The sequence below is a fragment of the Paenibacillus sp. FSL R5-0490 genome, from assembly GCF_001956215.1.
In the GTDB taxonomy this organism is placed as follows: Bacteria; Bacillota; Bacilli; order Bacillales; family Cytobacillaceae; genus Cytobacillus.
In genome coordinates, this window is record NZ_MRTQ01000012.1 from 85,204 (window position 1) to 100,279 (window position 15,076).

The following is a 15,076-nucleotide window of genomic DNA, read 5'->3' on the forward strand; positions in this document are numbered from 1 at the left end:
TTCTGCTTGAAATTAACCATCAAAAAAAGACTGCCATAAAGACAGTCTCCACTTAAATTAATTTGCATTTCTTTTAAACGGCCACCAGTTTGCCTGACCGAAGTTTTTGACCATGACCGGTATAAATAGCGGAAGCACGACCAGTGCGTAAAGCATCAATCCGATCAGAACGATGGACGCGATCTGCAATAGCGACAGCATTCCGGACGGCATCATAGCAGCGAATGTTCCGCCCAGGATTACAGCAGCTGAAATAATAACAGTACCCATCTTTTTCATGGATAACAGCATTGCATCTGCGATTGAAAGGTCACGATATTCATTAAATCGGTCCATTAAGAAAATGCTGTAGTCAACCCCAAGCGCAACGAGAATAACGAAAGCAAAGAATGGAACCGCCCAGCTGATGCCTGTATACCCAAGCAGATTCACAAAAATCGCTTCGTTCATTGCCATACTTGTATAGTAGGTCAGAATCAATGAACCAATTAAATAGATTGGCATGATGATAGACCTGAAAAGGAACACAAGGATGATGGAAATGCCCAGCAGCATCAATACGACTGTACGGGAATAATCCTGATCAGACATTGTGCTTAAATCAGCATTGGTACTTGTAATCCCGCCTACTGCGACAATCGCATTTTCAAGCTTAGTCCCCTTTGTCGCTCTTTCCACAGCTTCCTTAATTTCATCTACCTGGTTAATGGCTTCATTAGAATAAGGATTTGCTTCAAGCACAACATCCATTGTCATGACTTTACGGTCCTCAGACAAATAGACATCAAACACCTGGGCAAACTCTTCATCCTCCAAAACTTCAGGCGGCAGATAGAAACCATCCATATTATCTGAGTTTGAAAGACCTGCCAGGTAATTCTGTGCAGAACCGAGTCCTTCAGATACCTGCTCAAGCCCATCTGCACTCTGGCCAAGGCCATCTGTCAGCTGGCTGATTTGTCCGCCAAGATCGCCAAATCCGGCAAGAAGCTGTTCCTGCCCGCCATTGATTCCGGCTAAACCATTTGTCAGCTTTGGAAAATTATTAACAATTTGTCCCTGGCCGTCTGCAAGCTGATTAAGTCCTGCCTGCTGGGCTTCGATTCCATCGATCAGCTGCTGGAGTCCCGAAGCTAATTCCTTTTGGCCGGATATGGCGGTTCCGAAGTTTTTATTTGCTTTTGCCAAGCCGTTTTGCAGCTGTGTTAAGCCCCTATTAGCAGCATTGATACCCTCTGAAACTTTTGGAAGCTGCTGCTGCAGGCCAGCTACTTGACCTTTGATTGCTTGATATTGAGGGTCTTGGGCCAGCTCAGGGTCCTTGGTTTCAACATAGCCAAACAGTGCATCATTCGCCTGTTTAATGCCATCCGATAGCTGATTTAAATTCGTCTGGATTTCTGTATAGCCCGCCATTAAGGAAGGAATGGCCTCTTCTGCTGACTGATACCCAACTAGCAGCTGTTGATAACCGGCAAGAAGCTCTTCGGCACCAGCTTTGGATTTTTCCAAACCATCTTTAATTTGATCTGAACCTGCCGACCCTTGACGTATACCATCTTCGATTTTTGCCAGGTTCGTCTGAATTTCACCTAGACCCGACTTGATTTCATTGGTGCCGGAAATCAAATCATTAATTCCTTTTGTGGCATCCTGCAACTCAGGTTCTGATTTGGATAGTTCGCTGCTTGCTTCATTCAAGCCATCCGAAATTTTGTTCAGTCCATTTTTCCCTTCCCCGAGGCCTTCTTCAAGCGTTTCAGCTTGTTTGGCAACAAAGAAGTCTTCAATGGGCTCACCAGTTGGTCTTGTAACAGAGCGAACCGTGTCCACTAAATCTACTTTTTCAACCTCTCGGCTGATTTTCTCAGCCAGGCCTACATATTCTGCTGAATCCATTTCCTCATCGTTTTTCAAAACGATCTGCGTTGGCATGGATTCTCCCGGCCCAAAGCTGTCAGCTATTGCATTAAACGCCTTAATGGAATTAACATCTCCGCCGATTTCCTCAAGGGAGTTGTAGGAAAGTTCTCCGTCATATGTTACCAGGAATGGCACACAAACAGCTGCCACGATAAGCAATGCCAGGAATGGACGCGCCAGCGAGAATCGGCCGACCGTACCCCATAGCTTGCTTTCCCCATGCTCGGCACTCTTTTTCGAAGGCCAAAAAATTTTCTGTCCCAGCACTGCCATAAAGAATGGCACAATGGTAAATAAAGCAATTAAGAGAATGGCTACACCAATAGCAACAGCTGCAGCTGACTGGTAGAGAATAAACTGTGAGAAGCCAATTGCCGCAAAGCCAATCATAACAGCAAGGCCGCTGAAAAATACTGTGCGCCCCGCATTTCGATATGTTGCCACAATGGCGTCTGCTGTGCTTTCGTTATAGGAAAGTTCTTCTTTAAAACGGCTAAGCAGCAGGATACAATAGTCTGTTCCAATCCCAAACAGAATCGCTACAAGGAAAATCTGGGTATAGTTCGAAATTGGAAAATCAAGTCTATCCACTAAAAATGCCACAATGGATTGTGAAGCAAGATAAGTGAATCCCACTGTCAGGAGCGGAATAATTGGCGCAACCACTGATCGGAATACCAGCAGCAAAACGACTAGAATAAAGACAACTGTGATTCCTTCCGTCTTTTTCAGCCCTTCCTGCGAACTGTTCATAAGATCTTCATTGATCAGCCATTCACTCGTATAATAATGATCTACCTTTGCATCATCAATAGCTGAATAAAGCTCTTCACTAAGTTCAGCTGGCTCTCGGTCGTTCCAGCTTACGTTGACAGAAGCTAGAATCGACTTGCCATCCTCTGAAACAAGCTGGTCTTTCAAGCTTTCTTCATTAAAATGGCTAAGAACTTCTGTAATGCCCAATTCGCTGCTTCTGTCTTCAAGAATGCGGATAGCTTTCTCCGCTTCTTTGATTTCTTCTCCTGTGAGCTTTTTATCATTATGAAAAACAAGTGCGATCTGGGTCTCGTCCCCGCCGCCTTCCTGTTTCTGCACTTCTTGCATGATATCCCCGGCAAGTGTGGATGAATATTCTTCAGGCACAGTAATCTGCCCTTTATCACGGACCAGATCTGTCATGTTTGGTGCTGCCATAAACAAGCCGGCAGCCACTGCGATCCAGACGACAATGACAAGCCATTTTCTTTTAATAATTGAATACACTATTTTATCCCCCGCTTTGTTTTCTGATAAAGTGAAAGCTCAATCATCGGAAACTTTCCCCCGCTGATTGTTAGTCTTACTGCCCGGTAGACTGTGATAGTACTTTATCCAATTTTTCAAAGGTTTCAATGAACTGCTGGATTTCAGCCTGATCAAATCTGTTTATCAGTGACTCTACAAGATTATGAATCTTTTCTTCTGCTTTGACGTACAGCTCATTTCCCTTTTCGGTAAGTGTCAGATAGACTACCCTGCGATCATTTTCATCACGTGTCCGTTGAATCAGACCCTTTTCCCACATGCGCGTAATCATTGCGGTGATCGCACTCTTTTTTACATCAAACACTTCCGCAAGCTCTGACGAAGTACAGGAACCTGCCTGATTTATGTACCTCAGAGTAAAATGCTGATCATTGGTCAGATCGCTGCCAATCTGATTTTTTACAAGTGACGCAGCCTTTTTCTCAACAGAAAAAGAAACGGCAATATACCGGTCGACCAAATCCTTAATGTCTGGCACACTCACTTATATATTCACCTCACAGTGTGATTATTCTATCGTTTAACTGTTCAACTACTTAACTATTAACGTAGTTAACTTTAATATAGGGAAGGATTGTTGTCAATTTAACTTTATCAACTGGAATAAAATAAAGTTTACCTTGCTCATTTGCGATAACAGCGAAGTTTTTCTAATTCATTGAGTTTGAACTTATCGGCGAAACTAAAAAAAGACCCCATCTCTGGAGCCTTGTCCTTAAAATTCGATTTTAATCTTTTCTGCATCTTCAATCTTGTTCTTATCACCACCAAACACGTCGCTGGTAGTTATTTCAATACTTTTCAGATCCGATTTTTCAATAATAAAGCCAACATTGCCGGCTTTGGTTTCGTTAGGCTCCATTTCTTCGTTAAGCCCATCAAGATAAATATCTTTCTCCCAGGTTATTTGCTCGCCTTCGCTTGTTTCCAGGATGGCTGCCGGGGCAAAATTCACTTTTTGATCAGAGGTGTTCTTTATTTGCACAAAAACCTTAACAAAATCGAATTCCTCGTCATGGGTCAAGGTGTGAAAATAGTCTACCAGACTGTAGTCAGGCTTCAGATGCATCACTTTGGCATCAGTTATTTTCATTTCGATTGGGCCAATCTTATAATTTCCGTCTACAGTTTTTGCTTTTTTTAACGTGATTTCACCTTTTTCATCTATGTGAGTCTTCCCTTCTTTCCACAGCTGCCGGTCGTCCGGAACCTGAGGGTTTGGGGCATAATTTTTCACCGTTTCGTTTTCCGCCGGAACTTCTGCCTTAACCTCAGCAGGCTGTTCCGGGGAATTTGAGCAGCCGAACAGGACAATGGATAAGAGAGTAATCATTGTAATTAGTTTTTTCATGATGATCCCCCTTCAGTTGGTGTAAAAAAGTTCCCGCTGCATTCCGAAAGCAGCGGGAGATAAAAATTTATTTATCTTCAATCTTTACTTTAGACTTTAATATCTCAAAGATCAGTTTAGCCTGGTCAGTATTCTCAATTTGCCCTGCAAATCGGTCGCTGGCTGGGCCAAATGCGTAGACAGGCACATCTTCACCTGTATGTCCTCCTGTTGTCCAGCCCGTATGGGAGCGCTGGTTGAAAATTTCTTCAATGGCATTATCGATGTCAGATGCCTTTTTTGTTTCAGCAGCTTTTTTAACAGATTGAATTTCTTCTTCTTTTAAATCAAGATCAATATATTCCTTTAACGTTTCTTCCACACCGGCTCCATTGGCAATTTCCTGAGCCATGAAATCTGGTGTGCGCTTCGCTGCTTTAACTGGCTCGCTGAACCAGTTGTAGTTGCCATCTGAACCGATGGAATAGCCGCCAGTTGAATGATCGGCAGTTGCCACAACAAGGGTGTGCTTGTCCTTCTTGGCAAACTCGATCGCTGCTTTGAATGCTTTCTCGAAGTCTTCCATTTCACTCATTGCGCTGACGATGTCATTATCATGGCCTGCCCAGTCTACCTGACTTCCTTCTATCATCAGGAAGAAGCCGTCTTTATCTTTGTTCAAACGCTCGATTGCAGAAGCAGTCATATCTTTCAATGAAGGTGTGTCTTCTGTGCGGTCAATCATTTTTGGCATTCCGCGTTCTGCAAACAGACCAAGGACTTGTTCATTTTTATCTGCCAATAATTCTTTACGGTCTGTTACATAGCTGTAACCGTCCTTCTTGAATTCCGCCGCGATGTTTCTGTCTTTGCGGACAAGCAGATCAGTTCCTCCGCCAAGAAGAACATCTACTTTGTGCTTGCCATTGATAAGTTCATCATAATAATCATCGGCAATGGCATTCATATTTTGCCGGCTTTCGTCATGCGACCCGAATGAGGCAGGAGTGGCATGCGTAATTTCTGATGTAGCTACAAGACCAGTCGCTTTTCCTTGCTCTTTCGCTGCTTCCAAAACTGTTCTTACCTCAGAACCGTCATTATCAACAGCAATGGCATTGTTATATGTTTTAATACCCGCAGACATCGCTGTCGCTGCAGAGGCAGAGTCAGTTACATTTTGTTCAGGATCTTCAGGGTAAGTCATTTGCTGGCCAACCAAATATTTATCTAACTCAGTACGTTCAACAAATTTTGTGGTGGGATCGTCTTTTAAATAGCGGAATGCAGACGTGTATGATACGCCCATCCCGTCGCCGATAAGAAAAATAACATTTTTGATTTCTCTTTTATCTGATTGTCCTTTAGCTTCTGTTTGCTGTACTGAACCCATAAGTCCGCCAAACGCAACTGCAGAAGCAGCAAGGATTGGAAGCGTCTTTTTTGTAAATTTCTTATATTTCATTCTATGAACCTCCCTTTGTTAACCTACACGAGTAGTATAGAATCCTAATGTAAATGAGAGATTAATAGAATGTAAAAATGAATTAACACTTATGTAAAGATGCTTTTTTTGCTTCCACAAATATTTTTATGTAAAATTCATACAAAGAGATAGTCGAAGGAGAGATTTCAATGAAAGTATTGGCTTTGCTGGGCAGTACCAGAGAAAATGGGAACTCAGAGTATTTGGCAAAGAGGATTGTGGAAGGGACTGATTACACCCTGGTAAAATTAGCAGACCTGCATATCGAACCAATTGTGGATAAAAGGCATGCAGATGGCGGCTTTACAACGGTTAATGACGACTATGAACAATTAGTGAAACACATGCTGACACATGATGTTTTCGTATTCGCCACCCCTTTATATTGGTATGGAATGAGCGGCCCCATGAAGGATTTCTTTGATCGCTGGTCACAGTATCTAAGGGATGAGCGCTTTAATCTGAAAGAAGAGCTGGCAAAGAAGAAAGCTTACGTTGTTATTACCGGCGGCAGCAGTGCGAAAGTAAAAGGACTTCCTCTTGTTCAGCAATTTCAATACATTTTTGATTTTGTCGGGATGGAATTTGCGGACTATATCATCGGGAGCGGAGTAAAGCCGGGAGAAGTTAAAGAGGACACTCTTGCTTTAGCGAAGGCCGACCAGTGGAATACACTATTGTCAAAATAAAAAGGCGGACTCTCATGGTTCCGCCTTTTTTACTTATCATGATTCCTGTCTCACCCTGGAATCTTTTTTCAGCTGATTTTCCCCATCAGGGTCTAAATACAACTTCCTGCTTGGCATAGCAACATAAACACGCTCATTTTCAAGAATGTCCATGATCTCAAAATTGATTTCTTCCTTAATTTTAAGGAATTCTCCCCAATTTGTTGTTTTAGTGAAGAAATAAAGGAAGATATCGAGCCCATTTTCTTTGTAGTCGTCAAAAGTAACAAGAATGGTTTCCGGATGAATATCCGGATGATTTTTTAACAGATACTCGATCTGCCCGACGACATTGGCCATTTGATCTTTGGTTGTATCATGGGTAACACGCAGTCTAAAGCTGATCTGTCTTTTTCCCATCTTGCTCCAGTTGGTAATGGATTCATTTGCTAAAGTTGCATTAGGAACAGTAACAAGCGCCTGGGCGAATGTTCTTACTCTCGTGCTTCGGAAAGAAATATCTTCTACGGTTCCCTCGACACTTGGCGTCATTATCCAATCACCAATCGTGAACGGCTTTTCTGTTATAATGACGAAGCCGCCTAACAAGTTGCCCAGTACGTCCTTAGCGGCAAAAGCAATGGCAACTCCGCCTAACCCGAGTCCCGCCACAAAACCATTCACATCATAGTTAAATTCTTGAGCAACAATGCTGATGCTAATTGCCACAAGCACGAATCTCAATGCCTTAGAAATGAAAGGAATGAGAATATCATCAATTTCCAGATCGTACTTAACTTTTAGGCTTGTGAAAAGGGCTGAAGATGCCGATGCCATATTGTACAAGCCCCATGTGAGCATGATAATGACAGATGCTCTAATAATATCCAGGAACAGTGAATTATGCTGATTCAGATAAGGAAAATAACCAACAGAAACATAGATTCCTATAATAATGAATAAAAACTGAATCGGCTTTTGGAATGAAACAAATACGTGTGAGAAAAAGTCATTTGGGGCTTTTCTGCTAAGCCTTAATAATAGTGTAAATACATATTTGGCAAAAAGCTTCCGAAAAATTAAAAACAGCAGGAAAATTCCAATTGATATTCCCAAGTCCACTAATATATCTTCTCTCATGTAAGTCTCCCAGAACATATGAATAACCTCCTTGATGCTATTTGTTATCATAACATAATTCTGTAAGACAGGTTATCATACGATATTCCCTAAAAAACGCATTGGAAAAACCTTCTCTTCATCCGAGGAGCATTCCCAGTTCAATACCGAGAAAAGCCAAAAGAATTCCTCCGCCATAGCTCAATATATTATATAGAATAAACTCCTTTTTCCTTTTATCCATGTGCAGCTGTATCGCTTCCAGCTTAAAGGTAGAAAAAGTAGTGAAAGCCCCCATAAATCCTGTGCCAAGCAGCATTATAAGGCTGCCTTTTATCCCTGAGCCCACCATGATTCCGAGAAAGAGTGAACCCATTAAATTAATGATGAGCGTGGCAGCAGGGAAAACCGACACCAACCTTTTACTAATAAACTGACTGACCCAAAGCCGGGAAATCGCTCCAAAGAAACCGCCTATCCCCACTAGAAGAATATGAAATGAACTCATCCCGTTTCTTCTCCTTTCCTGACCCTAAAACCCAATCGGCTCATCCATAATCCGCCAATGATGCTGGCTGCGATATACAAAACGGCCAGGGCTGTTTTTCCATCGAGAAAGAGTGCTGCCGTTTCAACGCTTAATGTTGAAAAGGTGGTAAAGGATCCCACAAAACCAGTTCCGAGTGCTGTTTTTATATGAGCCGACAAAGAAAAACGAACCATCAGCCCCGTCGTCAGCCAAGCCAGGAGAAAACTTCCCAGAAGATTAACCGTCAAAGTGGCAAAAGGAAAAACAGCATTTTCCTGAAAAAGAAAAACACCAATGCTATAACGTAATGCGGCACCTAAAAACCCTGCTGCGCCAACCAGTATATAAACCATCCAGACCCCTCCATTTCCCTTAGTTTACCCAAAACAAAAAGACTCCTGCCAGTTACCACAAAACTGACAGGAGTCATTAGCCAAAAGGCGGTTAAAGGTGAACTCCATCACCTAATTAGACGTATCTTTACTAACACTATAAAACATATTAACAAGGATTAAAAGACCTTTATCCTAATTCAGTAAGAATTCCCCTTTTTTATAAACAGCAAAGAAAGCAGCAGACCATATAACAGATGGCCAAGAAGCCAGAAAAATAGGGCAGGTAAAGATGTAAGTTCAGGGGTTCGATCGGATAATGCAGTTGTCGGATAAAGCAGAACTCCTATGGAAAAGGTGATGAATAATGTACGGACGATGATTCGGGTCCTGTTCCAGCGGTATTTTTTTATTATTAATAATAAGCTGATTGCCACTATAACTGAAATGATCAGATGAAATCCAAATTCGATTAATTCGGGAAAATAATAGTTTTTTAAAATCGGAAAGTAATCCACATTTAATAGCAATGTGTACACTTTTATTCCAGTGGATATCTCAATCATTTTCAAGAATAACCCCAGAAAAATTCCAGATAGCAATCCTGTAAATGCACCCAATACCCAAAGTCTCCGCATTGATCCTATCCTTCCCATTAATCGCAGGATAATCAAGCTATTTATGATTTTTCCTGAATCCTGCCTTTATTAGACCCACTTTTGGATTGTTTAATAAAGTCCTGTATTTCCTCAATTGTTAACCCCAGCTGTTTGGCTGTCAATATGAGCTCTACCCATTCTTTATCAATTTTCCCCTCACAGGTTTCCATTCCCTTTTCCACTCTCCCGTAAAGATTCTGTTCCCCTAAGAAGTCTTCATTGATTGCTGCTTTTATTAATCATTCCATAAAGGAATAAATGGACAACTTCTTTTGCTAAATCTTCTGGAGCCTTTATCCCTTTAAATAATCTGGTTAATGTCAGGCGTTCAATAATCCCCGTCAGACTCTCTGCGACAGTTCCCATATCAATATCTTCCCTGAAGTATCCTGCCTGCTGCTCTGACAAGAGGTTGGATTCAATTTGACCAGCAAGTATCTCCTTAAATTCGTCGGCATCCGAAGCCATAAAAAATCCGATGCGGGTTAAATTTTGGTTTTCCATAAAAAATTTAAAAATAGCAGATAGGCCTGAGGTTATTCGTTCAGGAAGTGCAGGTAAATCAAGGCCTGATTCCACACGGCTATTGGACGTAAGTTCGGAAAGCCGGGTACGAAACAAATCGACCAGTTCTCGGAAAATTGCGTCTTTACTTTCAAAGTACAGGTAAAACGATGGCTGTGTCAAACCTGCCCTTTTCACAATATCGCTGATTTTTGTATGAAAATAGCCTTTCTGCGCAAATTCCTCCGCGGCAACTTCAAGAAGCAATGCGCGGCTCTGCTCCCCGCTGGCTCCTATTTTCCGTCCTCTGTGCCCCATAAATAACAGCTCCGTCTGCATTATATTACTCAGAAGTATTATCTACCATCACTATTGGGAAAGTCAACCAATTATCTGAATTTTTTATTAATAAACAGAGAAAGTTATGTTATACTCAAAAAGGGAACGTACATTCTTATTTTACACTGGGGGATGGGAAATGGAAAGTTTTGAAGCAGCTTATATTGCAGGAATTATCGATGGTGAAGGAACAATTACTCTAACCAGAATGCATGCGAGTGAGCATCGCCGACCTTGCATAACTATAGCATCTACTGATAAGGAGCTGTTAGACTATTTACAAACATTAGCAGGCGGGACAATTATAAATAAAAAGAATTACAAGCCAGGTATTCACAAAAATTCCTTTTCTTTGAATATAAAACAAAAGGAAAAAGTTATGTACTTGTTAAAACAAATATCACCTTATTTAAGAGTGGACAAAAAGAGAAATCGGGCTTTTTGGATCCTTGATAATTATGATAGAGTAACTCCCAGAAATGGAAAATATAATGTAAATAAGTTAAAACAGAAGATTTTATTTGAAGAAGATTTTTTTAAGATATAAAAACAGTCATACTAAAAGGCAGCAAAGGCTGCCTTTCTTCACTCCTCTTGAATATAAAATGAATGCCGGATGCAATTTAAACCTAAAGTCCAGCCTATAGGGGAGTATTAATCAAAATCATTTTCTTCTTCAATCTTTAATACTTTTCCTGTTTTTGCAATAATCTCTACCTCGAATATTCTGTTATCGGGTGTTAAAATGAAAACTTCATAAACTAAGACACCATTTTCTAAATCCATATCTACATGTTGAATTTTTCCCGGTACATTTTTAAGGGCAATTTCTTGAGCTTGTTCCTTCGTAATTCTTTGTCTATACATGGGTATTTGGTTGCCATAATAATAATTTTCATACATTGACATTTCCCTCCTACATAGTTCAACCTTATTTATCCGTATGTATTTGACAAACTCTATGTGCTTTTCCATAATTTCTTTTTACTAACCTGAATTTTAAAGAGGTGCGGCAATCCTTTGATACATTGGCTCTTCAGCTTAATAAGGAATTAGTTACTCCGAAAAATAAATTAAAGCATAAGCTTTCCAAAAGGAAAACTTATGCTTTACATTAAAAGACAAATAAAAAACCACCAAATATGTATTTGGTGGAGACGGTGGGACGTGCACTTCCATGCTTTCGTCATGGCACTGACTATATCTTGAACCTGTCTTAACAGGTCCTTCGGCGTATTATGCGAAATATATATTTACCTGAGATCAGGCAGGATTTCGCATCCTAGTACTACCACTTCTGTGGCAGCCTATAAGTCGATACACGGCTGTTGGATTGCTCCACATACCGCTCGGCATTGCCTTATCGCCAGTCAGGCGACTTAGGTTTCACCGATAAAGCCGAATTTTCACTTGTGTGTTGCCACACAAGGCGACTAATAATTAATCGAACCCACGTCCAGAAATATCGGCACTTAAGCTTCTACGAGTGTAGTCGATATATTCGCGATTCGCTGATCCTTATGCCTATCGACGGGCGTCCGGCCAGCTAGCCTGGTTGTTCTCTTCCTTCATCCTCAGGCGGTGGAATCCGGCGTAGCCCACTAAGAGTGAGTCCGCTACCCTACCACATGGGCGATGGAGGGGCGAACCGCTAAAGGCCTATTAGGCAGCTAAAGCGAAGTTGTTTTGAGTTTTGCCAGTTATAGGCTTTGACGTTTTAACGAGGCCGATCCCCTCGACTCGCAACCTAAGCTCGAACTATCCCTGTCGAATCCGTAGCGTCCCCATTATAATAGGTCTGCGCCGAATCTTATTCAGCACGCTGACGTTCGGATAAGCTCGAAATAGATGAGCTAAAGTTTGTGTCACTCGCTGTGACAATTACTATTATAGCACACTGAGCAAATTTTTCAATTGTAAGGTTCTGGATTTACATTTTCTGCCTTTCGCGGAAAGCACGCTCAACTTCACGCTTGGCTTCTTTCTTCTTCAGATCCTCACGCTTGTCATATTTCTTTTTACCCCTTGCCAGGCCAATTAAAACTTTTGCATAACCATTCTTGAGGTACATTTTTAATGGAACGATCGAGTAGCCGACTTCCTTCGACTCACCAATCAGCTTGCTGATTTCTTTTCTGTGAAGTAGAAGCTTTCTGGTCCTTAGCGGATCGTGATTGTAGCGGTTTCCCTGCTCATAAGGACTGACATGCATGCCGAAAAGATAGATTTCATTGTTTTGAATTCTGGCATATGAGTCCTTCAGGTTCACCTTGCCCGCTCGGATCGATTTAATCTCCGTCCCCTGCAGAACAATTCCCGCTTCATATGTTTCTTCTATAGCATAGTCATGATAGGCCTTTTTATTTTGCGCAACCATTTTGCCAGTTCCTTTTGGCATGTTGAATCCCCCTTTGCTCCCCTTTCCTGTTATCAGGAAATGCAGCATCCGTTCTCTAGCGGTTCCTCTATTATAGCAAAATTGCGTGCCCCTCTCAACGAGGAGCCCTGCCGGGAAGGAAAGAGAGAGCCTTTAAGGCCCTCCCGCTTTTACCGCTTCTTTTTCTTCCGCTTTGCTTTTGGCGCATTTTCGTAATGCTTTTTCTCTTTTTTCTTTCTTGGGCCGCCTGAACTGTTTCCTTTGCCCTGATCAGACTTCCCTCTGCGCGGCTTTTTCTCGGTGCTGCCAGTCTTGAACACTTTTGGCGCTTCCCGGGTTTCCCGTCTGCGGGTTCCCTTCATGCCGACGATTTCGAAATCAATCGAGCGTTCATCTTTGTTTACATTAACGACACGGACTGTAATCTCGTCGCCAATGCGGTAGACATTGCCTGTACGCTCCCCGATCATCGCCATCTGGCGCTCGTCATAGCGGTAATAATCGTCTGTCATATAGCTGACATGAATAAGTCCTTCAATCGTGTTTGGAAGCTCAACAAACATGCCAAAGTTTGTAACAGAGCTGATGATCCCATCATATTCCTCGCCGATTTTATCAGCCATATATTCCGCTTTCTTCAGTTCATCTGTTTCCCGTTCTGCTTCAACTGCTCGGCGCTCCATATTGGAAGAGTGCTCGGCAATATCAGGCAGCTGTACATTCCATTTTTCCCTTGTCGCCTGATCCAGCTTGCCTTCAATTAAGTAGGTGCGGATAAGTCTGTGGACAATTAAGTCCGGGTAACGGCGGATCGGTGATGTGAAGTGTGTGTAAAACTCTGTTGATAACCCGAAGTGCCCAAGGCTCTCTTCAAAGTATTTAGCCTGCTGCATAGAACGCAGCATCACTGTGCTGACAACCATTTCTTCCGGTTTTCCCTGAACCTCTTCAATGATTCCCTGTAGGGCACGCGGGTGAACGGAATTAGCTGTTCCTTTTACGATATAGCCGAAGTTTGTAATAAACTCAAAAAATCTTCTAAGCTTATCTTCTTTTGGATCTTCATGGATACGGTAAATGAACGGTACTTCCATCCAATGGAAGTGCTCAGCAACCGTTTCATTGGCTGCGAGCATAAACTCTTCAATCAGGCGCTCTGCAATCGAGCGCTCGCGCAATGCGACTTCTGTCGGGTTGCCCTCTTCATCCACAATGACCTTCGCTTCTTTAAAATCAAAGTCGATGGCTCCTCGATGCATTCTCTTTTTTCGCAGGATTAGTGAAAGTTCCTTCATCAGTTCGAACATCGGCACAAGCGGCTGGTACCTGTTGATAAGTTCTTCGTCCTGCTCTTCTAAGATCTTATTCACATCTGAATAAGTCATTCGTTCCGTTGTTTTAATCACACTCTGGAAAATCTCGTGGTTGACCACTTCCCCATCCGATGTGATTTCCATCTCACAAGAAAGGGTAAGCCGGTCCACTTTCGGATTCAATGAACAAATGCCATTTGATAAGCGATGCGGGATCATCGGGATTACCCGGTCCACTAAATACACAGAGGTTGCCCGCTCTTCCGCTTCCCTGTCAATCGGGGAATCCTCACGGACATAGTATGTGACATCGGCAATATGAACGCCAAGCTTGTAATTGCCGTTATCCAGTTTTTTAACCATTACTGCATCATCAAGATCCTTTGCATCCGCACCGTCTATTGTGACAATAACTTCATTTCTCAAGTCACGGCGGTTTTCAAGCTCACTTGGATCAATTGTATCCGGCGTTTCTTCAGCCTGCTTAAGCACCTCATCAGGAAACTCAAGCGGAAGGCCATGCTTGTGAATAACAGAGAGAATATCCACACCGGGGTCGTTTTTATGCCCAAGTATGTCGATCACTTCTCCTTCTGCACTCTTTCTGCCTTCTGGATAAGTGGTCAGTTTCACAACGACCTTATGCCCTTCAACCGCACCTTTTGATGCTGCTTTGGGGATAAAAATATCGCTGGCAAACTTTTTGTCATCCGGGATAACAAAACCAAAGTGCTTGCTTTCCGTATACGTTCCAACAATTTGTGTCACACCGCGCTCTAAGATGCGGACAATCGTGCCTTCCCGCCTCTGGCCGGAACTCTCAGACGTCACACGCGCGAGAACAATATCTCCATTTAAGGCATTATTCGTTTCATTGGGCGGGATAAATATATCATCCATTCCCTGCTCTTCCGGAATGACAAACGCAAATCCCTTTGCATGGCCGGAAAGCTTCCCGCGGATCAGGTTCATTTTTTCAGGCAGGCCATAGCGATTGCTTCTCGTTCTGACGACAAGCCCTTTTTCCTCCATGACAACAAGCGCCTTAACGAAATCTTTGAAGCCTGTGGAATCCTCTATTCCAAATGCGGCTTCCAGCTCCTGGACCGTCAATGGCTTATAGGCTTCATCCTTCATATAATGAAGCAGCTTGTCGATCAGCTGTTGTATATTATTTTCCATATCTTCATCC

The 15,076-nt window shown here is 42.4% G+C and carries 15 protein-coding genes, 1 other RNA gene and 1 riboswitch; of the genes, 2 read left to right on the forward strand and 14 right to left on the reverse strand.

Translation table 11 applies throughout. From position 1 onward, the window contains the following. Positions 1-57 precede the first annotated feature (57 nt). The 4 genes from BK139_RS11880 to BK139_RS11895 all read right to left on the reverse strand — a co-directional run bounded on the left by BK139_RS11880 (position 58) and on the right by BK139_RS11895 (position 6,023). On the reverse strand, positions 58-3,186 hold the full coding sequence (locus tag BK139_RS11880) for an MMPL family transporter (RefSeq protein ID WP_076258900.1): 3,129 nt from the start codon (positions 3,184-3,186) through the stop codon (positions 58-60). Between the two features lie 76 nt (positions 3,187-3,262). Then, positions 3,263-3,712, reverse strand: coding sequence for a MarR family winged helix-turn-helix transcriptional regulator (locus BK139_RS11885; protein WP_076258903.1), 450 nt, complete (start codon positions 3,710-3,712; stop codon positions 3,263-3,265). Positions 3,713-3,943: 231 nt separating this feature from the next. Beyond that, on the reverse strand, positions 3,944-4,579 hold the full coding sequence (locus BK139_RS11890) for a DUF4352 domain-containing protein (protein ID WP_076258906.1): 636 nt from the start codon (positions 4,577-4,579) through the stop codon (positions 3,944-3,946). A 67-nt stretch (positions 4,580-4,646) separates the two neighbouring features. Beyond that, entirely contained in the window at positions 4,647-6,023 is a 1,377-nt protein-coding gene (locus tag BK139_RS11895; RefSeq protein ID WP_076258908.1) for an alkaline phosphatase, read from the reverse strand. Positions 6,024-6,193: 170 nt separating this feature from the next. Between BK139_RS11895 and BK139_RS11900 the strand changes: the two genes are divergently transcribed. Beyond that, positions 6,194-6,733 carry a flavodoxin family protein gene (locus BK139_RS11900; protein WP_076258910.1) on the forward strand — a complete coding sequence of 180 codons (540 nt, stop codon included), beginning with the start codon at positions 6,194-6,196 and terminating at the stop codon, positions 6,731-6,733. A gap of 36 nt (positions 6,734-6,769) precedes the next feature. On the opposite strand, the gene BK139_RS11905 is transcribed toward BK139_RS11900, so the two are convergent. The 6 genes from BK139_RS11905 to BK139_RS11930 all read right to left on the reverse strand — a co-directional run bounded on the left by BK139_RS11905 (position 6,770) and on the right by BK139_RS11930 (position 10,173). Continuing rightward, positions 6,770-7,870 (reverse strand): mechanosensitive ion channel family protein, encoded by a 1,101-nt coding sequence (locus BK139_RS11905; protein ID WP_076258912.1) that lies wholly within the window; start codon positions 7,868-7,870, stop codon positions 6,770-6,772. Between the two features lie 100 nt (positions 7,871-7,970). After that, positions 7,971-8,339: a fluoride efflux transporter CrcB gene (gene crcB, locus BK139_RS11910; protein WP_076258914.1), complete on the reverse strand. Its 369-nt coding sequence runs from the start codon at positions 8,337-8,339 to the stop codon at positions 7,971-7,973. Further along, positions 8,336-8,713, reverse strand: a complete 378-nt coding sequence (locus BK139_RS11915) for a fluoride efflux transporter FluC (RefSeq protein WP_076258916.1) — start codon at positions 8,711-8,713, stop codon at positions 8,336-8,338. The genes crcB and BK139_RS11915 overlap by 4 nt, the downstream gene beginning before the upstream one ends. 60 nt (positions 8,714-8,773) lie before the next feature. Then, a riboswitch (Fluoride riboswitch) is annotated at positions 8,774-8,834 on the reverse strand. Between the two features lie 58 nt (positions 8,835-8,892). Further along, positions 8,893-9,330, reverse strand: coding sequence for a hypothetical protein (locus tag BK139_RS11920; RefSeq protein WP_076258918.1), 438 nt, complete (start codon positions 9,328-9,330; stop codon positions 8,893-8,895). A gap of 41 nt (positions 9,331-9,371) precedes the next feature. After that, positions 9,372-9,533 carry an anti-repressor SinI family protein gene (locus BK139_RS11925; protein WP_286148630.1) on the reverse strand — a complete coding sequence of 54 codons (162 nt, stop codon included), beginning with the start codon at positions 9,531-9,533 and terminating at the stop codon, positions 9,372-9,374. Positions 9,534-9,567: 34 nt separating this feature from the next. Next, complete coding sequence (locus tag BK139_RS11930; RefSeq protein ID WP_076258921.1) at positions 9,568-10,173, reverse strand: TetR/AcrR family transcriptional regulator; 606 nt, start codon at positions 10,171-10,173, stop codon at positions 9,568-9,570. A 160-nt stretch (positions 10,174-10,333) separates the two neighbouring features. On the opposite strand from BK139_RS11930, the gene BK139_RS11935 reads away from it, so the two are divergent. Beyond that, positions 10,334-10,741, forward strand: a complete 408-nt coding sequence (locus tag BK139_RS11935; RefSeq protein WP_076258923.1) for an LAGLIDADG family homing endonuclease — start codon at positions 10,334-10,336, stop codon at positions 10,739-10,741. A gap of 107 nt (positions 10,742-10,848) precedes the next feature. Here BK139_RS11935 and BK139_RS11940 read toward each other — a convergent pair whose 3' ends face one another. The 4 genes from BK139_RS11940 to rnr all read right to left on the reverse strand — a co-directional run bounded on the left by BK139_RS11940 (position 10,849) and on the right by rnr (position 15,066). Next, positions 10,849-11,097, reverse strand: a complete 249-nt coding sequence (locus tag BK139_RS11940; RefSeq protein WP_076258925.1) for a PepSY domain-containing protein — start codon at positions 11,095-11,097, stop codon at positions 10,849-10,851. A 538-nt stretch (positions 11,098-11,635) separates the two neighbouring features. Next, positions 11,636-11,972, reverse strand: a transfer-messenger RNA (tmRNA) gene (gene ssrA, locus BK139_RS11945). A gap of 152 nt (positions 11,973-12,124) precedes the next feature. Next, positions 12,125-12,592, reverse strand: a complete 468-nt coding sequence (smpB, locus tag BK139_RS11950; RefSeq protein WP_009331807.1) for an SsrA-binding protein SmpB — start codon at positions 12,590-12,592, stop codon at positions 12,125-12,127. Between the two features lie 149 nt (positions 12,593-12,741). After that, complete coding sequence (gene rnr, locus BK139_RS11955) at positions 12,742-15,066, reverse strand: ribonuclease R (protein ID WP_076258928.1); 2,325 nt, start codon at positions 15,064-15,066, stop codon at positions 12,742-12,744. Positions 15,067-15,076: the final 10 nt, after the last annotated feature.